Source organism: Streptomyces sp. NBC_01352, assembly GCF_036237295.1.
GTDB lineage: Bacteria > Actinomycetota > Actinomycetes > Streptomycetales > Streptomycetaceae > Streptomyces > Streptomyces plumbiresistens.
In genome coordinates, this window is record NZ_CP108354.1 from 7,694,535 (window position 1) to 7,714,304 (window position 19,770).

The 19,770-nt window shown below is 69.7% G+C and carries 17 protein-coding genes; 8 read left to right on the forward strand and 9 right to left on the reverse strand.

The genetic code is table 11. The features are described from left to right. Positions 1-3: 3 nt before the first annotated feature. Together OG252_RS35515 and panD are read left to right on the forward strand one after the other, a co-directional pair. Positions 4-228: an MbtH family protein gene (locus OG252_RS35515; protein ID WP_266440322.1), complete on the forward strand. Its 225-nt coding sequence runs from the start codon at positions 4-6 to the stop codon at positions 226-228. A 14-nt stretch (positions 229-242) separates the two neighbouring features. Next, positions 243-650, forward strand: a complete 408-nt coding sequence (gene panD / locus OG252_RS35520) for an aspartate 1-decarboxylase (protein ID WP_266440324.1) — start codon at positions 243-245, stop codon at positions 648-650. Between the two features lie 97 nt (positions 651-747). On the opposite strand, the gene OG252_RS35525 is transcribed toward panD, so the two are convergent. From OG252_RS35525 to OG252_RS35550, 6 genes are all read right to left on the reverse strand, one after another. Continuing rightward, a complete protein-coding gene (locus OG252_RS35525; protein ID WP_329341313.1) occupies positions 748-1,581 on the reverse strand; it encodes a pyrroline-5-carboxylate reductase family protein in 834 nt (277 codons plus the stop codon). Further along, on the reverse strand, positions 1,578-2,771 hold the full coding sequence (locus OG252_RS35530; RefSeq protein ID WP_329341315.1) for a pyridoxal phosphate-dependent aminotransferase: 1,194 nt from the start codon (positions 2,769-2,771) through the stop codon (positions 1,578-1,580). Before OG252_RS35530 ends, OG252_RS35525 begins: the two co-directional genes overlap by 4 nt. A gap of 16 nt (positions 2,772-2,787) precedes the next feature. Continuing rightward, entirely contained in the window at positions 2,788-4,044 is a 1,257-nt protein-coding gene (locus OG252_RS35535) for a glutamate-5-semialdehyde dehydrogenase (RefSeq protein WP_329341317.1), read from the reverse strand. 2 nt (positions 4,045-4,046) lie between these two features. Further along, the gene (gene proB, locus OG252_RS35540; RefSeq protein ID WP_266440330.1) at positions 4,047-5,099 is read right to left on the reverse strand and encodes a glutamate 5-kinase; all 1,053 of its coding nucleotides are present in this window, start codon (positions 5,097-5,099) and stop codon (positions 4,047-4,049) included. A 104-nt stretch (positions 5,100-5,203) separates the two neighbouring features. After that, positions 5,204-6,322, reverse strand: coding sequence for a branched-chain amino acid aminotransferase (locus tag OG252_RS35545; protein ID WP_329341320.1), 1,119 nt, complete (start codon positions 6,320-6,322; stop codon positions 5,204-5,206). A gap of 37 nt (positions 6,323-6,359) precedes the next feature. After that, complete coding sequence (locus tag OG252_RS35550) at positions 6,360-6,758, reverse strand: nuclear transport factor 2 family protein (protein ID WP_266440334.1); 399 nt, start codon at positions 6,756-6,758, stop codon at positions 6,360-6,362. 306 nt (positions 6,759-7,064) lie between these two features. Here OG252_RS35550 and OG252_RS35555 point away from each other — a divergent pair, with 306 nt between their 5' ends. Beyond that, entirely contained in the window at positions 7,065-8,000 is a 936-nt protein-coding gene (locus OG252_RS35555) for an ABC transporter ATP-binding protein (RefSeq protein ID WP_266440336.1), read from the forward strand. Between the two features lie 121 nt (positions 8,001-8,121). Next, the gene (locus OG252_RS35560) at positions 8,122-8,919 is read left to right on the forward strand and encodes an ABC transporter (RefSeq protein ID WP_266440338.1); all 798 of its coding nucleotides are present in this window, start codon (positions 8,122-8,124) and stop codon (positions 8,917-8,919) included. A 198-nt stretch (positions 8,920-9,117) separates the two neighbouring features. Here the strand turns inward: OG252_RS35560 and OG252_RS35565 are convergent, their stop codons facing one another. Continuing rightward, positions 9,118-9,798: a response regulator gene (locus OG252_RS35565; RefSeq protein WP_307680023.1), complete on the reverse strand. Its 681-nt coding sequence runs from the start codon at positions 9,796-9,798 to the stop codon at positions 9,118-9,120. A 43-nt stretch (positions 9,799-9,841) separates the two neighbouring features. Next, positions 9,842-11,509: a histidine kinase gene (locus tag OG252_RS35570; RefSeq protein WP_329341323.1), complete on the reverse strand. Its 1,668-nt coding sequence runs from the start codon at positions 11,507-11,509 to the stop codon at positions 9,842-9,844. A gap of 211 nt (positions 11,510-11,720) precedes the next feature. On the opposite strand from OG252_RS35570, the gene OG252_RS35575 reads away from it, so the two are divergent. The 3 genes from OG252_RS35575 to OG252_RS35585 all read left to right on the forward strand — a co-directional run bounded on the left by OG252_RS35575 (position 11,721) and on the right by OG252_RS35585 (position 14,382). Continuing rightward, the gene (locus OG252_RS35575; RefSeq protein WP_329341325.1) at positions 11,721-12,623 is read left to right on the forward strand and encodes an alpha/beta hydrolase; all 903 of its coding nucleotides are present in this window, start codon (positions 11,721-11,723) and stop codon (positions 12,621-12,623) included. A 176-nt stretch (positions 12,624-12,799) separates the two neighbouring features. Next, positions 12,800-13,237 (forward strand): hypothetical protein, encoded by a 438-nt coding sequence (locus OG252_RS35580; RefSeq protein WP_329341327.1) that lies wholly within the window; start codon positions 12,800-12,802, stop codon positions 13,235-13,237. Between the two features lie 161 nt (positions 13,238-13,398). Continuing rightward, on the forward strand, positions 13,399-14,382 hold the full coding sequence (locus tag OG252_RS35585) for a transcriptional regulator TrmB (protein ID WP_329341329.1): 984 nt from the start codon (positions 13,399-13,401) through the stop codon (positions 14,380-14,382). An 18-nt stretch (positions 14,383-14,400) separates the two neighbouring features. On the opposite strand, the gene OG252_RS35590 is transcribed toward OG252_RS35585, so the two are convergent. Next, positions 14,401-15,537: a sugar ABC transporter substrate-binding protein gene (locus OG252_RS35590; RefSeq protein ID WP_329341331.1), complete on the reverse strand. Its 1,137-nt coding sequence runs from the start codon at positions 15,535-15,537 to the stop codon at positions 14,401-14,403. 547 nt (positions 15,538-16,084) lie between these two features. On the opposite strand from OG252_RS35590, the gene OG252_RS35595 reads away from it, so the two are divergent. Beyond that, on the forward strand, positions 16,085-19,729 hold the full coding sequence (locus OG252_RS35595) for a LamG domain-containing protein (protein ID WP_329341332.1): 3,645 nt from the start codon (positions 16,085-16,087) through the stop codon (positions 19,727-19,729). Positions 19,730-19,770: the final 41 nt, after the last annotated feature.

Consider the following 19,770-nt stretch of genomic DNA (forward strand, 5'->3'; position numbering starts at 1 on the left):
ACGATGAGTAATCCGTTCGAGGACGCGGACGGCAAGTACCTGGTCCTTGTCAACGACGAGGGCCAGCACTCGCTGTGGCCGTCCTTCGTCGAGGTGCCGGCCGGGTGGACCGTCGCCGTCGAGGAGACGGACCGGCAGACGTGCCTGGACTACATCAACGAGAACTGGACCGACATGCGGCCGGCCAGCTTGATCGCGGCGATGGACGCCGCGGGCTCCGCGAACTGAGGGGCGGGCACGCGGTGTTCCGGACGATGCTGAAGTCCAAGATCCACCGGGCCACGGTCACCCAGGCCGACCTGAACTACGTGGGGTCGCTGACTTTGGACCCGGACCTGATGGAGGCCGCCGACCTGCTCCCGGGCGAGCTGGTCCACGTCGTCGACATCAACAACGGCTCGCGCCTGGAGACCTACGTCATCGAGGGCGACCGAGGCTCGGGAATGGTCAAGATCAATGGGGCGGCGGCCCGGCTCGTCCACGAGGGCGACCTCGTCATCATCATCGGCTACGGCATGGTGGCCGACGCCGAGGCCCGTGCGTTGAAGCCGCGGGTGGTCTTCGTGGACGAGCACAACCGCATTCTGGAGGAGAGCGACGACCCCGCGCTGGCCGGCGGGGTCGGCGTCCTGGAGCCGGCGGCCCGCTGAGCCGGCCCGGCACAAGACCGCCGGGGTGACCGCGTCGTGGGACGCGGTCACCCCGGCGGGTTTCCGTGCTGGAGGGCCGGTATTTCAGGCCGGTGTTTCAGGAACGGACCGACGGGCTTTCGGGGCCCGCGAGCAGACGGCCCAGCGAGAGGCGGACCGCCGCGTCGAGCGCCTGCTGCACGGTCCGCGGCAGGGCACGGTCGTCCAGCGTGCGCAGCGCGGCCTCTGTCATGCCGCCCGGAGAGGCGACCCGGTCCACGACGGCGTCCGGTGTGGCACCGGGCGCCGTCAGCAGCGCACCCGTGCCCCGGACGGCGTGTGCGGCCAGCGCGCCCGCGGTGTCCGCGGACAGCCCCTGCCCGACGCCCGCCCGGGCCAGCGCCCGGGCGAAGTGGGCGATCAGCGCCGGGCCGGCCCCGGACAGTGCGCTGACCGTTTCCATGAGGTCCTCCTCGGCCGTGAGCACCTCGCCCAGCGGCGCGAACAGCTCCCGGGCGGCGGTGAGTGCCTCCGGTGGGCAGTGCGGGCCGCGCGACAGGACGGTCACCCCGTGCCGCGCGGCCACCGCGACGTTCGGCACGGCGCGCACGACCGCGACCCCCGGCAGGGCCGCGGCCACGGCCTCCGTACGGCACGAGGCCACCAGCGACACCAGTACCGGCCCACTGCCCGCGAGCACACCCGCCAGGGTGCGCAGCGCGTCCGGCGTCTCGTGCGGATGGACGGCGAGTACGACGACGTCCGCGCCGTCGACAGCCTCTCGGACCGACGTCGCGGCACGGATGCCGAACTCCGCGCCCAACGCCCGGGCCCCGGCCCCGGTACGGGAGACGCCCCGGATCGTGTCCGGGGCGGCTCCCCCCGAGACCAGCCCGCCCACCACGGCCCGCGTGATGCGCCCGCAGCCGACGAACGCGACGGCCTCGCTCACCGGGTCTCCTCGATCAGCGAGGCTACCGCCGAGACCCCACGGACCAGCCGTTCCTCACTCTCGGTTCCCACTGACACCCGGACGAACCCGCCGCAGGAGGCCCCGTATCCGACACCCGGGACCACGGCGACCCGGTGCCGGTCGAGCAGTTCCCGGGCGAACTCCTCGGAGTCCAGCCGAGAAGCGCCCAGTGACGTGAACAGATAGAACGTGGCGTCCCCCGGAAGGCATTCCACGCCGCGCTCCGCGAGCATCCGGGCCATCCGGTTGCGCAGCGAGACGACCCGCTGGATCTGCGGCCGCGTGTGTTCGAGGATGTTCTCGAAGTGCTCCGCCAGGTAGTAGCTGAGAATCGTCGGCGCACACGTCACCAGATGCTGCTGCAATTTGATGAGCTGATCGGTGAGCTGCCGGTGGGCAAGCACGTATCCGATGCGCCAACCGGATATCCCGTAGTTCTTCGACATGGAATTGCAGACGATCGTGTGCCGCTTGTCCGGGTCGAGCACGAGGGCCGAGACGAATTCCACGCCCTCCGGCACGAATTCGTGATACGCCTCGTCGGCGATCAGGAACAGGCCGTGCCGGTCGGCCAGTTCGTGCAGCGTCCGCAATTCCTCGGCGCCGAGTCTGCGGCCGCTGGGGTTGTGCGGGTTGTTGACCACGATGGCGCGGGTGCGGGAGGTGATGTAGGAGGCGAAGTCCTCCACCGTGTCGTACCACGGGGTCATCACCGGCACGCCGCGGGCCAGCCGCACCTGGTCGGGGTAACTCACCCACAGCGGTTCGGGGATGATGACCTCGTCACCCGGTTCCAGCAGTGCCGTGAGCACCATGAAGATCGCGGCCTTCGACCCGGCCGTGACCAGAATCTCGTGGTCCGGGTCGACCGGCACTCCCGTAGTGGACGCGTGGTACTTGGCCAGCTTCTCGCGCAGCAGAGGCAGACCGCGCGAGTGCGAGTAGTGGTGGAGCCGGGACGCCGGCAGCCCCTCGAAGGACGGCACGGGGAGGTCGAAGAACGCCTCGCCGAGCGAGAGCGTGACGACGTCGACCCCGGCGGCCTGCATGTCGTAGATCCGGTTGTTGAGCTTGATCGACGAGGCCTCCTGGACCGTGTCCAGCAGACTCGCGTGGTGCAGCGGCGGCATTGCGGTCTCGCCTTTCGCGGGTACCGGGGGTGCGGTCATGGCGCGCACCGGACGCTCATATGACACGGATCTGACCACTGCCCCACACCACGTTCTTGACGCAGGTCAGCGACTCCAGCCCCATCGGGCCGCGGGCGTGCAGCTTCTGCGTGGAGACACCGATCTCGACGCCGTAGCCGAACTCGCCGCCGTCGGAGTAGCGCGTGGACGTGTTGACGAAGACGCTGCCCGAGTCCACCGCCAGGGCGAAGCGGCGGGCCACGTCGTAGTCCTGGGCCACGATCGCCTCGGCGTTACGGGTGCCGTAGCGGTCGATGTGCCGGACGGCCTCGTCGAGGCCGTCCACCACCTTCACCGCCAGGATCAGGTCCAGGTACTCGGTTTCCCAGTCGCTGTCCTGGGCCTCCTTCGCGGCCGGCCACACTTCGCGGGTGCGCTCGTCGCCGCGGATGCTCACGCCGAGGTCCTGCAGGGTGTCCAGCGCCTTGGGCAGCCAGTCCCCGGCCAGGTCCCGGTGGACGAGCAGGGTCTCCACCGCGTTGCACACGCTGGGCCGCGAGGTCTTGCCGTTCACCACGATGTCCGTGGCGCGCGCGGGGTCGGCGCTCGCGTCGACGTAGACATGGCAGTTGCCGTCGCCGTCGATCACGGTCGGCACGGTGGCGTTGTCCTTGACGGTGTTGATCAGGCTCGGACCACCGCGCGGGACCAGCAGGTCGACGTACCCGTCCGCGTGCAGCAGCTCCATGGCCGCCTCGCGTGAGGTGTCCCGGATCAACTGCACGGCGTCGTCCGGCACGTCGTCCCGCGCACGCAGCACCTCGGCCAGTACGTCCGCGATGGCGGCGTTGGTGTGCTGCGCGATCGAGGAGCCGCGCAGCACGGCGGCGTTGCCGGATTTCAGGCACAGCGCCGCAACATCGGCGGTGACGTTCGGACGGGCCTCGTAGATCACCGCGACGACCCCGAGAGGCTCCCGCACATGCTCGATGCGCAGGCCGTTGGGCCGGGTACGGCCGCCCACCACCTGCCCCACCGGGTCGGGCAGGTCGATGATCGTGCGGATCGCCCCGGTCATCCCCGCGATGCGCTTGTCGGTCAGCGTGAGCCGGTCGACCAGGGTGGCCGAGGTCCCCGCCTCGCGCGCCGCCGCCACGTCACGGGCGTTGGCCTCCTTCAGGTCCTCGGCCGCCGTGTCGATCGCGTCGGCCATTTCACGCAGCACCTGGTCCTTGACCTCGGTGGTCAGCTCCCGGATGACGGTGGATGCGGCACGGGCGCGCCGGCAGATGTCGGTAACGGTGGCGGACACTCTCACTCCTCCAACAGGCTGATGTACTCGGTGTGGTGAAGCACGGACAGATCGGCGGCGGCGCCGGGCAGCGCGGCGGAGGCCACCCTGGTACGGCCACGGGCGACGACCCGGCCGTCCGGGTCGAGCACGTCCACGACGTCGTCCGCCTCGAACGGCTCTGCGCCCGGCTTCAGGTGACGGGCAGTCAGTGGTCCGCCGTCGGCCACCAGGCGCCGGGTGTCCGGACCGCCGTGCAGCCGGGCGGCCGGCGGTGCGGACAGGGCGCGCCACAGTCGGCGCAGACCCGGCTGTTTGTCCCGGGCGCGGGCGTGGACGAGGGTGCCGATGTCCTCACCCCGCACCGCGCGGACCACCGCGTCCTCGGCGTCCGCGCCCGCGATCACCGTGGGCACGCCGGCCAGCGTGGCGATCCAGGCGGCGCACAGCTTGGCCTGCATGCCGCCGGTGCCCGGGCCGCGCGCCGCCGCACCCGCGAGCCGTTCGACCTCGGGCGTCATGGCGCGGACTTCCGGGATGCGCCGGGCGTTCGCGTCGCGTCGCGGGTCACTCTCGTACAGCCCGGGGACGTCAGTGAGCAGCACCAGCCGCTCGGCCCCCAGCGCGGCCGCCAACAGCGCGGCGAGAACGTCGTTGTTGCGCACCATGACGGTGTCGTTCTCGTTGACGACGGGCACCAGCCCCGTGTCGAGGCAGGACTCCAGCACCGCACGGGTGCTGTCGTGGTGTTCCGGGCCCGTCACGTCGACCGGAGTCAGCAGGACCTGCGCGGCGGTCAGGCACCGCTGTTCCAGGCTGTGCCGGAACGACTCGAACAGCAGACCCTGGCCCACCGCGGCCGCCAACTGGCGGGCCGCGCCGCCCAGCCGGCCCTCCGGTGGCAGCCGTGCGGCGCCCAGGGCGATGGCCCCCGACGCGACCAACACGGGCTGCCGGCCGTCGTTGCGCAGCCGCAGCAGCGCGTCGGCGAGGGCGGACAGTTTCGCGGGGTCGGGCTCTCCCGCGGAGATGAGCGACGAGGTGCCGATCTTGATGACAACACGTTCCGGACGCATGCCGGAATGCATGGAACTCCCCCTGTTCCTTCAGACCGTGGTGACTGTCGGCCAGACCGTGGTGAACGCCGGCCGTTCGCCGGGGCCGGGCTCCGGCCGTGGCGCTACTTCCGTGAGCCGGCCAGGCTCGCCCGCGAGTGCGGGTCATCGCGTCCCGCGTCCCGGAGGCCGACGGTGCGCAGCCAGCCCTCGGGGGCCGGTGCCCGCCCGGTGTGGATGCCGACCAGCGCATCGCGCAGCGCGAGCGTGACAGGGCCCGCCAGGCCCGTCCCCACCTGCCACGACTCGGCGCCGTCGCGGACGGTGCCGACCGGCGTGACGACGGCGGCCGTGCCGCTGGCGAACGTCTCGTTGATCGTGCCGTCGAGACACTCCGCCTTCCACTGCCCGATCGACAGCGGCTCCTCACGGACGGCGAGTCCGTGCCCTGCGGCCAGGTGCAGCAGCGAGTCCCGGGTGATGCCGGGCAGCAGTGTTCCGGTCGCCGGCGGCGTGATCAGCTGCGCCGAGCGACCACTGCCCCGGACGAAGAAGAGATTCATGCCGCCGAGTTCCTCGACCCACTGGCGCTCCACGGGGTCCAGCCAGACCACCTGGTCGCAGCCGGCGGCGCGTGCCTGCTCCTGGGCGGCGTACGACGGGGAGTAGTTCCCGGCGAACTTGACGCTGCCGGTGCCGCCCGGGGCCGCGCGCGTGTAGTCGCGGCCGACCCACACCGAGACCGGGTCCGGACGGTCGGAGAAGAAGCCTCCCGTGACGAAGGCGATCAACAGGAACGCATACCTGCGGGCGGGGCGCAGCGCCAGGTTCGCCTCGTTCGCGTAGAGCACCGGGCGCAGGTACAGACTCAGCCCGGGCCGATCGGGCAGGCACCCGCCGTCGGCCTGGAGGAGCAGGTCCACGGCCGTGAGCAGGCTGTCCTCGGGCAGTGCGGGAATGGCCAGCCGGTGCGCGGAGCGGCTCAGCCGGGCCGCGTGATCGGCGGGGCGGAAGCAGGCCACCGCGTCGGTGCCCCGGCGGTAGGCCTTCAAGCCCTCGAAGACGACTTGGCCGTAGTGCAGGCCGACCATGGCCGGGGACATGGAGAGGTCGCCGAACGGCTTCAGCCGCGGTGGCGACCAGCCGTCCCGCTCGGTCCACTCGGCAGTGACCATGTGCGGCGTGAACTGCTCTCCGAAAGGAATTCGGTCGAAGTCGGCAGCGGTGGTATCGAATTCACGCATGACAGAAACAATCCCCCGGTGTGTTTCCTCAGTCGATTCATACGAGCGGTGCGTAGAAGAATGTCTGACGCACCGAGAATGCGCCCGCAGTGTTCACGCTGAAGAAATCGGCGAATCGTACGGAAGTCTTCGTTCCGTCATGCAGCACCCCTTCGAAGGTGCCGTGCACCGCCACGTCGCGGTCCTGGCTCACGATCTTGGACAGACGGTGCGTGCCGTCGGCGATGACGCGCTCCTCGCGATAGAAGCGCTCCAGCTCTGCGTGGCCGGTGAGCTTGGTGTATCCGGGTCGGTGGTACTCGGCGTCGGGCGCGAAGAGCCGGACGAGTCCGGGCACGTCGCCGGAGTCGACGAGTCGGTAGTAGGTGCGGACCGCGCTGACCGGGTCGATGTGTGCGGATTCCTCTAAGCCGGGTTCGTTCGTGAGCTGAGACATGGCTCCCCAGATGAGGTTGCGGGTGGTGCGCCTGCCGTTTCCGGGCAGCGCGTAAGAGCCTTTCGATGGGAACGAGAAAAGGTGGGACGAGGGTCGGCCGCTGCGTCTGGCTGGGAACTGCCTTTCCACTTTGCGTCGTCCGACCGGATCAAGGCAAGAGTTGTCGGGCAGTTGCCTAAGGTCTCGGTGAAAGTCCTGACTAAAGTAAGGGTGGATGCCTTCCCATGGACTGATGTGGTCCTCCCCGGCCAGGGCCTACGTTCGGCGTGAGACAGAGAATGCTGGAAGGGCTGGGAGAACTCATCCATGATCACCCTGCAGGGTCTGACAAAGAGGTATGGCGGTCAGGCCGCCGTGGACAACCTGTCCCTCACCATCGCGGCGGGTCGCGTCACCGGTTTCCTGGGCCCCAACGGTGCGGGCAAGTCCACCACCATGCGGATGATCATGGGCCTGGACCACCCGACATCCGGACAGGCACTCGTCGGTGGCCGTCCCTACGCCGAACTGGCGTACCCGCTGCGTGAGATCGGCGCGCTGTTGGACGCCAAGGCCGTGCATCCCGGTCGCAGCGCCCGCGCACATCTGCGGGCCCTCGCCCGCACCAACGGCATCCCCGTCAGCCGGGTCGACGAGGTCCTCGAGACCGTGGGTCTGACGTCGGTGGCCAACCGCCGCGCCGGCTCGTACTCACTCGGCATGGGGCAGCGTCTGGGCATCGCGGGTGCCCTGCTGGGCAACCCGGGTGTCGTCATGTTCGACGAGCCGGTCAACGGCCTCGACCCCGACGGCGTGCGCTGGATCCGCGGCTTGATGCGCGGACTCGCCGCCGAGGGACGCACCGTCTTCGTCTCCAGCCACCTGATGAGCGAGATGCAGCTGACCGCCGATCATCTGGTGATCATCGGCAAGGGGCGGCTGATCACCGAGACGTCCGTCCAGGAGCTCATCGACAGCAGCTCGCTCAACGCGGTGCGGGTGCGCGGCGCCGAGCAGGAGGGGCTCAAGCAGCTGGTGGCCCGGCTGCATGAATGGTCGGTGCCCGTCCGCTGGGAGAGCCACAACGAGCTGTACATCACGGGGCTCACCGTCGACCGGGTGTCTGACGTGGCCTACGAGCTGGGGATCAGGCTGCACGAAGTGCGCAGCGTCGAGGCGTCCCTTGAGCAGGCGTACATGGAACTCACCGCGGACAGCGTCGAGTTCGGGGCCGCGTCCGGCCACCAGCACCCGGGCGCGTGAGCGTGATGCGGCAACCACGCCGTGATCGCTGCCGCCTCCACCAGAACCCCGCCCCGAACCGGCGGCCCCGGAACTCCACGCGACCGTGTCGCCCTGTTGAGAGAGCACAAGGATTTCAGTCATGACGACATCAATGCCCGTGACGACCGCCGGTCAGCCGGTGCGTGCCTCCGGCGGCGGACTGCCCGGCGCCGTGGCATCGGAATGGATCAAACTCTGGTCGGTCAGGTCCACCTGGTGGTGCCTGCTGGGCGGTGCGGGGCTGATGCTGCTCACCACCCCGATCATCGGCGCGACCATGGCCAACAACAAGAAGGAGGGCACCACGGTGCCGGTCGGCGACGTCGCCGTGGCCACCGTGTACGTCGCCCAGTTCGCCCTGATCGCCCTGGCGATGCTGATGATCACAGCCGAATACGCCTCCGGCAGCATCCGCACGACGCTGCAGTCCGTGCCCATGCGCGGCCGGCTGCTGGCGGCCAAGACCGCGGTGGCCGCCGCGGTGAGCCTCCTCGCCGGAATCGTGTTCGGCCTGATCGGGGTCGGGGTCTCCTCGCTGTCGCTGGGCGACAAGGCGGGGACGGCCGGCGGTGAAGCCCTGGGCAGTGCCCTGCGGATCGGGGTCTACCTCGCGCTCGTCGCCGTCCTCACCGTGGCCGTGGCCGTCGCCGTGCGCAGCGCCGCCGGCACGCTCACCATCGTCTTCGTCGGGCTCACGGTCCTGCCGGTGGTCCTCCAGGCCTCCGACATCGACCCGCTGGTGGCGCTGGCGGAGCGGATGCCCAACTCGGCCGGAACCGTCTTCATGAACGCGGACACCACACCGTACGGACCCGGAATGGGGCTCCTGCTCCTGGTCCTGTGGGCCCTCGGGACCCTGGCGGTGGGCTTCTACGCCCTCCGCAAGCGCGACGCCTGACCTCGTGCGACGCCTGACCTCGCGCCACCCCTGAAGCGCGCTCCGGAACCTGACCGGGCGCACGGGGCGTCGCTCCACCGGGAACCCCCGCTCGGTGGGCGACGCCCCGGTTTTCGTCGTCGTATCCGTCAGGGGTACGACGGGTACCCGAGCCGGACGTGCCCCCGGCTCGTGCACCCGCGCGACGTGACGACCGTGTCACTTGTCCCGGTCCGCCACGAGCCCCGCCTCGTACGCGATGATCGCGGCCTGCACCCGGTTGCGCACGCCCAACGCGGTGAAGATGGCGCTGACGTAACTCTTGACGGTGCCCTCGACCACATGGAGCCGCCTGCCGATGTCGGCGTTGGACAGGCCGCTGCCCACCAGCGCCAGCACCTCCTGCTCCCGCTCGGTCAGCGCGCTCACCCGTTTCTGCGCGAGGGCGCTGCGCGCCTCGGCCTGTCCTCCGGAGCTGCGGTTGAGTTCGGAAATGACCCGCTCGGCGACCTTCGCCGACAGGTAGGAGGCACCGGCAGCCGCGGCGTGCACACCCGTCAACAGCTCCCGCGGGTCGCCGGACTTGAGCATGAAGCCGCTGGCTCCGTCGCCCAGCGCACGGGCGACATACGCGTCCTCGGAGAAGGTGGTCAGCACCAGCACCGAGGTCTGCGGCACCTGCCGCTTGATCTCGGCCGTGGCGGCGAGTCCGTCCATGACGGGCATACGGATGTCCATGAGCACCACGTCGGGCCGGTGCTCCAGCGTCAGAGCGATCGCTTCGCGTCCGTTGGCTGCTTCGGCGACGACGTCGATCTCGGGATCCGTTGCCAGGATGGCCTTCACCCCCGCGCGGATCATCGCTTCGTCGTCGGCCAGGACAAGGGTGATGGGAGTGATGGTCGTCTCCTGTTCAGCGGCATGGTGGTGGTGGAGGAGGCGGTCAGGCGTCGTGGTCGACAGGGGCCCGGGACTCGGCGGTGATGACGTCCTTGGCCACCAGGCGCCCGTCGGCGAAGCAGAGCCGGTAGACGTCGACCTGGACGAAGAGCGCCCCACTGGAACGGTAGTAGTGGCAGGATGCCCCGGCCGGGACGGGCAGTTCCTCGGACGGCGGGTCGTTCATGTCGTTCTCGGGAAGCACGCGGTTGACCTCGGCCTTGCTCTGCCCGACCCGGAGCCCGTCGAAGTCCTTGGGAGCCAGCGTGGTGGACGTCGACAGATACGCGTAGTAGCCGATTATTCCCACGACGAGCAGGACGAACAGGCCGAGCGGCAGCGCGACCGCGGTGATGAACCGTCGGCGGACGTGCATGGTCGCGTCGGCGAGACCGCCCTCCGTCGACCCGGCCGACGGCGACAGCCACTCGGGAGCCTCGCCGGCCTTGAGCGCCTCGAGCGCCTCGGGCACCCGAGGCAGCCGGGCCGTCACCTCGAAGCCGCCGTCCGGCAGCGCGGCGGCGTACAGCCGTCCGCCCGCCAGGCGCGCCCGCTCCTGAAGCCCGATCAGCCCACGCCGCCCGCTCGGCCGGTCGTCCGAGGGCGGCTCCGTCGGCGGACCGTTGCGCACCCTCACCATGACCTCGATCGGCCGGTACTCCAGGCATACGGTCACGGCCGCACCGGGGGCGTGTTTGATCGCGTTGGTCAGCGACTCCTGCACCACCCGGTACAGCGCCTTGTCCGTCATGGCGGGCAGCTGCTCCGCCTCGCCCACGTGCTCCAACGTCACCGGCACGCCGGACGCCCGCGTACGGTCGATCAGCGCGCCGATGCCGGACCGCGAGGGATCCAGCGGTGTCTCCGTGTCGTCCTCGCGCAGGACGCCGATGATGTCGCGCAGATGCTCCATCGCCCTCGCGGTGCTCTCCCGCAGTTCACCGGCCCCGCTGCGGAAGCTCTCGCTCACACCGGGAGCCACCTGGAGCGCGCCGGCGCGCAGGGCGATCAGGCTGAGTTCGTGCCCCAGCGAGTCGTGCATGTCCTCGGCTATGCGCGCCCGCTCCCGCAGCCGGGCCTGATCGATCAGGATGCGCTGCTGCGTCTCCATCTGGCGGGCACGCTCCCAGCCCGCGAGCTGCAACTCGTGCCGTTGCTGCCAGTAGCGGCCCGTCAGCCACGGCAGCAGACAAGCGAAGACCAGAACGGTCAGCAGGACGAACCACATCGGCAAGGACAGCTGGACCGCGACCGCGAGACCCGAGCCGACGAGGATCGTGCCGCCGAGGGCCTGCAGGACCAACGGGGTGGCCACCGGCAGCCGTCCCACCATGAAGCTCATGATGAAGACGGCGGGCAGGTACGGGGAGACGACAGTCGACCCCAGGTCGTCGTCCAGCGTGCCCAGGGTCCACCACAGGGCCAGACAGAGGACGAAAGAGACCAAGGGCCGCGACTGGTGCAGCCAGACGGCGACACCGGTGACCACGGCCCCGATCAGGATCTGCCACCACCGGTTCAGCCCCTCCGGAAAACCTGAGGACAGCCCCAGCGCCGAGAGGTTGAGCGCGAGCCAGACGAACAGCGAGGTGATCAGCCTGCGCCTGAGGGGCCGTTGCCGCTCCGCGGGGGGAGTGCCGGGCGGTGCGACGGCCGTGACTGATCCTTTCACGGTGGCCAGGCTAGTTACTTTGGAAACCCGGTGGTACTGACGAAGGTCAGGTGGTCGGCAGGCCCAGTGCGCGCCGCATGCTGTCCGTCACCCAGTGCTCCCGTTCGGAAGTAGTACGCCGCTCACCGTTGCGCGACACGGGACGACCGTTCATTATCAGGATTCCTGTTGGTTTAATGTTGCAGCGTTGCAGCGATGGGCGGACCAGACCATGCCATTCAGTCCCGGAATCCAGGCCAGAGGTATCCAGCTGCTGCTCGGCGGCATGATGTCCCGCGTGCACAAGGACCTGCGCTTCACCGACATCCCGAAGCGCACCGACTCCCTCCAGGTGGAGACCGGCGCCGGACCGGTGACCTGCACCGTCTATCGCCCGCCGGCCACCACCGACGCCACCGACGCCCTCGCCCCCGTGTACGTCAACTTCCACGGCGGCGGCTTCGTCGTCGCCCGTCCCGAGCAGGACGACCACATCTGCCGCTACATAGCCGCCACGGCCGGCTGCGTCGTGATCAACGTGGACTACGCCGTCTCCCCGCAGCGGCCGTTCCCCGCCCCCGTCACGCAGGCGTACGACGTCACCGCGTGGGTCGCCGAGAACGGCCCCGCCAACGGCTGGGACGGCTCGCGACTCGCCGTGGGCGGACACAGCGCCGGGGCCAGCCTGACCGCCGCGGTCTGCCGCACCGCCCGCGACCGCGGCACCTTCACGCCCCGGCTCCAGATCATCGACTCCGCTCCGCTCGACCAGGTCGCCGACCCCGCCGCCAAGCACTCCCCGATCGCCAAGCCGCTGCTCACCCCGCACCTCATGCGGGTCTTCACCGCCGCCTACGTCCCGGACTCCGCCGACCGCGCCCATCCCCTCGTCTCGCCCGGGCTGGCCGACGACCTCGCCGGACTGCCGCCCGCCCTGGTCATCACCGCGGAGCACGACCGCCTGCGCGACGAGGGCGACGCCTACGCCAAGGCCCTGGACGCCGCGGGCGTCCCGGTCACCCACCGCGTCTTCGAGGGCGTCGACCACTACTTCACGCACACCGGCCCGGTACCGGCAGGGAAGGAGGCCATAGAGCTGATGGCCGCCACCCTGCGCACCGCACTCAGCACCTGACACCAGCCAGGAGCGCCCGAGCCTGCTCGTTGGCTCCGACCTGGGCGTACGGCCCGGGCGGAGCCCCTCTCATGCCGCGGCCTCGGGCCACCCGCGCCACCGCGCCTCGTGTGGGCCAGTCCGAAAAGTGCAACCTTGCCCGCCTTTACGCGGTTTGGGGCCGGCAAGTCCTTGCCGTGGCGAACACCTGCCCGTGGTGCAGTGCTCAAGGCCGAGAAGCGGACGGCCCCCACACCGAGTGGACCTTCACGTCCGACACCGTCGACTCGGACTCCTTCGAGCCGTTCTCGGTGCTGAACCTGGACTACCGGCTGGAGTCGGACCTGCACGGCGACATCAAGGCCAACGGGACCCAGAAGATCGCGCTCAAGCCGGTGTCGATGGGCGGCGGCACCGTGCCGGGCAAGGTCACCAGGGTGAAGCTGGACGTCTCGTACGACGACGGCGCCACCTGGCAGAAGGTGACCCTGGCCAAGGGGGCCGACGGCTACTGGACGGGTTCCTTCAGGACGGCCAAGAAGCCCGGCGGCTTCCTCTCGGTCCGCGCGAGCGCCGAGACGAACACAGGCTTCGGCGTCGAGAACGAGATCATCCGGGCGTACGGCCTGCGATGAGCCGCACGGTCGGGCCCCGGGGAGGCGACTCTCCGGGGCCCTTCCCGTCGCCTTTCCCATCGCCCTTCCCGTCACACCTGCTCCCACCAGGGACTATTCAGATTCTGCCGCCATGGCGCATACTCTCCCCGCTGCGGCAAGCGGAAGAGAGTCGGTCGCCGATGCTGGATGTTCTGGGCCTGGAACCCGATGACGAGCGCGTCTACCGGGCGCTGATCGGACGGCCGGACTCCACCGCGACGCTGCTGTCGGATCTGCTCGTCATGTCGCAGGCCCAGGCCGACAAGGCCTTGTCGCGTCTGGTCGGTTGGGGACTGGTGACCAGGGCGGCCGACGAGCGGTTCACCGCCGCGCCGCCGACCATGGCGCTCGGCGCTCTCATCAGCCAGCGCCGGGACGGGCTGCGCGCGGCTGAGCATGCCCTGGTGACCTTCGCCGAGGAACACCGGGCGGCGATGACCGGGAGCAGCATCGTCGATCTGATCGAGGTCGTCACAGGCGTCGACGCCATCCGCCATCACTACCTCCAGGTGCAGCAGGCGGCCCGCACGCAGATCCGCACCTTCATCACCGCGCCGATCGTCGCCGTGCCTCCCGGCGAGAACACGGCCGAAGCCGTGGCCATCGGCCGCGGTGTGCATTTCCGGGCGGTACTGGACCGGGCCGTGCTGGCGGAGCCGGGCATCGTCCACGACGTGATCGAGTCCCTGCGCAACGGCGTGCAGCTGCGTGTCGCCGACCAGTTGCCCATGAAACTCATGCTGGCCGACGCCGAACTCGGCCTCGTCCCGCTCGCGACCACGCCGACCGGAGAGCACGGCGCGGTGCTGCTGCACCGCAGCGGCCTGCTGGACGCGATGGACGCGCTGTTCGAGACGGTATGGCGCACCGCCCACCCGCTGGAGCTGTCGGGCACCGGCGGTGAAGCCGAACCCACCGTCGCATTCGGGGCGGAGGGCCCGACCGACCTCGACCGAAGGATCCTCGCGCTCCTGCTGGCCGGCGTGACCGACCCGACGGCCGCGACACAGCTCGGCCTGTCACCACGCACGCTGCACCGACGCCTGCGCCACCTCATGGACATGGCCGGAGTGCGGACTCGGATGCAGCTCGGCGGCCACGCCGTCCGACACGGCTGGATATGAGCGCGGGCGCTCGCTACTTCACTTAAGCCCGACCTCCGCACAGTCCGCCGCGTACTGCGGGGTGCAGATGTCCTTGACGGTGTAGACGCCGTCCTGGATCACCGTTTCCTCGATGTTGTCCTTCGTGACGGCGACCACCGGGACCAGGTTGGACCGGATGCCCTTATCCGTCGGGCTGTTGACGGAGGCGGGGGTCAGCGCGTCGAACTCGATCGCGTGGCCCTGGACCTTGGCCACGGCCAGCTCCGCGGCGTTGCCGGCCTCCTGCAGGAACGGCTTGTAGACGGTCATGTACTGCTCGCCGGAGACGATCCGCTGCAGCGCGGCCAGATCGGCGTCCTGCCCGGTCACCGGTGGGATCCTGCTCGCTCCCGCCTCCTTCAGCGCGTCGATGACGGCACCCGCCATCCCGTCGTTGGCCGAGTAGACGGCGGCTATGTTGTCGAGGCCGACGGCCTGGATCGCCTTCTCCATGTTCGTCTTGGCGACCGACGGCAGCCATTCCTTCGTGTCGTACTCCTTGGTGATGATGACGTTGCCGTCCAACTCGCTGTGTGCGCCTGTCTTGAACAGCCCTGTGTTCGGGTCGGCGGGTGAGCCGTTCATCATGACGATCTTGCTGGTCTTGGACTCGTCGCCGAGTGCTCCGACGATGGCGCGGCCCTGTACCTGGCCGACGAGTTCGTTGTCGTGCGAGACGTACGCGTCGATCGGCCCCTCGGCGAGCCGGTCGTAGGCGATGACGGGGATGTCCGCGTCCTTCGCTTTCTGGACGTCGGGCGCGATGGCCTTGGCGTCGACCGCGTCGACCAGGATCACGTCCACCTCGGCGTCGATCATCTCGCCGAACTGCCGGCTCTGCTTGGCCGCGCTCGCACCGGCGTTGGCGTAGCGGACCGTGCCCTTCTTCTTGGTGAGGGAGGCAACCCGTTCCTTGATGATGGGGTAGTCGAACTTCTCGAAGCGTCTCGTCTCCTTGTCGGGCAGGAGCAGACCCACCGTGATGTCGTCGCCTTTGCTCGGGCTCACAGAGCTGTCGCTCCCGGCGATGCCCTCGATGGCGCCGCACGAGGTGAGCAACAGGGTCGACGTGGAGACGGCCACGACCAGGGGAAAACGACGCGCGGTGGAGTGAAGGGTGGGTGCAGCGTTCACAACAGGTGCCTTCCGGGGCTAGAGAGCAGCCTGGCGACCAGGTGGTGAAAGCCAACGCGCAGGCGCGTTCAGCGTCAAGGGTTCGAGGCGACGAGATCGCAACAGCAACGACAACGAGCCGCTCGGCGGCGGTGCTGTCGCCCAACTCGTTGCCCAACTTGCCGCCCAACTCCTCGGCCGTCAGCCCGAGTACGTCGTCCCGCTCACGAGGGCGCCATGCCACCGGCCGGGCCACATGAAAGCGGGCCGGGATCGGAGCACTTCCCGGGCGCCGAAATCACCGGCGTACGGGCCGAGTTGTCCGTGTGTTCACCCTTCCTCTTTCCATTGGTTGACTTCGAGATCGAACTGCGTTTCATTTCCCTTGAAGTCTTGACCATGTCCGATCAACGTGAGTAGAACTGGCACCCACTGTGAAGATCGTGTGGCTCGGGGGGCGGTTGTGCTGTCACGCATGTGGTGTTGCCATGTCGGTGGTCGGGCGAGACGTCTGCGCGATGCGACGGTCCTGGTGACGTCGATGGCGGTGCTCGCAGGTATTCCCACCGTGAGCATCTCCGCCATGTCCCCGCCCGCCTATGCGAATTCAGCCGATGAGGCAGGCAAGGGAAACAAGTCCGAGGCTGAAAAGGCCGCCGAAAAGGCCGCGGACACCGGCGAGCGCGTAGAGGTCGTCGGAGAGCGCACCGAATACACGACGACGTACGCCAATCCGGACGGTGTCACTTTCTCCCTCAGCCAATCCACTGTGCCGGTGCGGGTGAAGCAGGCCGACGGCGCGTGGGACGAACCGGACGCGTCGCTGGAGCGCCGGGCCGATGGCACCGTCGGTCCGAAGGCGGCGGTGACGGATGTGTCGTTCTCCGGTGGGGGCGAAGGCGCCGACCTGGTGACCGTCGCCGAGGGCGGTAAGTCGCTGACCGTCGGGTGGCCGGGCCGCCTGCCCCAGCCGACGCTGGACGGCGCCTCGGCCGTGTACGCGGACGTACTGCCCGGAGTGGATCTGCGGATGACCGCGACCCTCGAGGGCTACCGCCAGGTTCTCGTCGTCAAGTCACCCGAGGCGGCGGCGAGCGACGAGTTGAAGAAGCTGGACTTTCCCGTCGAGGCCCAGGGACTGACGTTGCGCGACGGAGTCGGCGGAGGGCTGGACGCCGTCGACGACGACGGCAACGCCGTGTTCCGCAGCCCCGTCGCGCGCCAATGGGACTCGGCGGGCGACTCGGCGGCCGCCGCCGGCGCGTCCACCATGTCGCTCACCGCGTCGGACGCCTCGACCACCGCCGACCAACCCACCTCCCAGAACGGCGACTTCACCCCCGACCCCACCTCCGGCCCCAGCGACGGCGACGCCTCCGCGGTACTGCCCGTCACCGCGGACGCCGACTCGATCACCGTCGTGCCGGACCCCGAACTGCTGACCGGTGACGCGACCGTCTACCCCGTCTATGTCGACCCCGACGTGTCCTGGAGCGAGTCCGAGCGAACCCTGCTCTCCTCGGACGGCGACACCTTCTACAACTTCTCCGGCGGCGACGACGGCGAGGGCGTCGGCTACTGCGGCACCTACATCAGCGGCGGCTACGCCTACCCCTGCGGATCCGGCTACAAGCAGCGGATGTACTTCGAGTTCTCGCCGACCGCCCTGCGCGGCAAGCGGGTCCTGGACGCCACGTTCCGGGTGACCGAGCGCTGGTCGATGTCCTGCGAGAGGACGACCGTGCAGCTCGTCCGGACGCCGAACATCTCCTCCTCGACACGGTGGCCCGGGCCGACCAGCAACTGGGACATCATGGGCGACCGCACCGTCTCCGCCGGGCGGGGCACGGCCTGCGACCCGAGTCAGCCGGACGCGCCCATCGAGTTCAACGACGACCCGGCACAGAACTACGAGAACCTCACCAACACCGTGAAGGCCTTCGCGGCCGGTGACTTCTCCCGGCTCACCCTGATGCTGAAGGCGTACAACGAGTCGGACCCCAACGGCTGGAAGCGGTTCGACGACGACGCCGTCCTCGACGTCACCTACGTGGGCGTCCCGGCCCCGCCGACCAGCCCGGGCGTGCTGTCCGGCGAGATCACCTCCTGCGAGACGGACGCGAGCGACCCCGACGTCCTCTCCGACCCCACGCCCACGTTCACCGCGGTGGCGCAGACCCTCGCCGGCGGGGAGAGCGGGGCGAACCTGCGCACCCACTTCTATGTGCAGAAGAGGGCAAGTGACGGCAGCTGGGCCGTGGCCACCGAGCCCGTGCGGCCGGTCAGCCCCGGTTACATGAACGACGGGCAGCGGGTGTCGGTCAGTTCGCCGGTGACGCTGGCGGACGGGGGGATCTACCGGATGGCGGTGTTCACCCGCTCCTACTACAACGGCGGCGGCAGCTACCTGGAGTCGGGCAGCACCGTGACGACCAAGGGCTGGTGCTACTTCAAGGTCGACACCACCGCCCCGAAGGCGCCGGTGATCACCTTCGGCACGACCTATACGCCGTGCACGGCCAACGCGTGTGTCGCGGCCGGCGGACCCGGCGTCAAGGACGAGTTCGGCTTCTCGCCGGCGTCCGGCGATGCCGCCACCGTCGTCGGATACCGCTACAAGCTGTCGTCCTCCACCTCCTGGTCGGCCACGATCTCCGGGACGAACGTCAAGAAGGCCATCGCACCGGACCTGGCCGGCACGCAGGTCCTCCAGGTGCGGGCCCTGGACAGTGTGGGCAGCGGACGCTGGGGCGCCATCGCCAGTGTGAAGTTCAACGTGCAGGAGAGCCAAGGGGCCACCGGCCGCTGGCGGTTCGACGACAGCACGCCCAACTCCGGCGTGACCACCGCGGCCGACTCCGCGACGACCGCGGGGACGCGGCACCCGGCCACCCTCTACACCACCGGCGCCGGCTGGTCCGGGCTGAGCCGTCGTGGCTCCGCGGACCACTCGCTGTGGCTCAACGACACCTCCGACACCACCCGGCAGTCGGGATACGCGGCGACCTCGGGACCGGCGGTCAACACCCAGTCCTCGTACACCGTTTCCGCCTGGGCGTACCTGACCGACAGCAGCGCCTACCGGACCGTCCTGTCCCAGACCGGCAGCGACAGCTCGGGCTTCTCCCTCTACTACTCGGCGGGCGTCAAGCGGTGGGTGTTCCGCTTCAGCTGGACCGACAGCGGCGGCACCCGGCGCTTCGTCGCCCAGAACGCCGCTGCGGAGGGCGTCGTGCTGAAGACGTGGACGCAGCTGGCGGGCGTGTACAACGCCGAGGACAGGACGATTCAGCTGTACGTCAACGGCCGTGCCCAGGGCAGCCCGGTGGCCGTGCCGGCGGGCGGGGAGAAGCAGACCCCGGACGGGGCCCTGCAGATCGGCCGGGCCAGCTATGTGGCCGGCACCTACGAGCAGTACTGGCGGGGCCGGGTCGACGAGGTCGCCGTGTTCCAGGAGGTCCTGCAGCCCGGTGACGTGGCCAAGGAAGCCAAGCTGCTGGACGGTTCGGAGACCGCGACGGCCACCGAACTGGTCGCCGCCTGGAACCCCGAGGGAGCGAGCGGTACCTCGCTGGCCGACACCCTCACCGGCTACGGGCGCTCCCTGGCGCTGTCCGGGGGTGCCTCGCTGGACGGGGAGGCGATCGTGCTGGACGGCACCGACGACGCGGCCACCACGTCCGGCCCGATCGTCGACGAGACCGGTTCCTTCACCGTCACCACCGAGGTGGAACTCGACCAGGCCGCCCTCAACGCCAAGGGCACCGGATACATCGGCCAGGTGCTGGGCCAGCGCACCGCCGACGGCTCGGCCTGGGGCCTGTGGTACCAGCAGACCGGCACCGAGACCCGGTTCGACGACAACGACAATCCCTACGAAGTACCCCTCGGCTTCTGGCGGTTCGGGCGCCTCGCCGCCAACGGCACCTTCACCGCCGTCGACTCCGACAGCGCGGCCGTGGTCGGCAGCCGGGTGCGGCTGACCGGGGTGTACGACGCGCAGGCCGGGACCATCGCCCTCTACCTGGACTCCACGCAGAACGACACGGACACGCCGTACACGGCCGTCGTCGGCTCCGGTGAACTCGCGGTCGGCAAGGACTTCGTGAGCAGCGCCTGGGGCCACTACCTGCCCGGCCGGATCTCCGACATCCGGATCTGGGTGGGCGCGGCGGCCGACGGCACGCAGCTCGACACCATGATCGGCGGCTGACCGCCGCACACCGCCCCCTTCCTCCCTTCGACTTCCTTCCT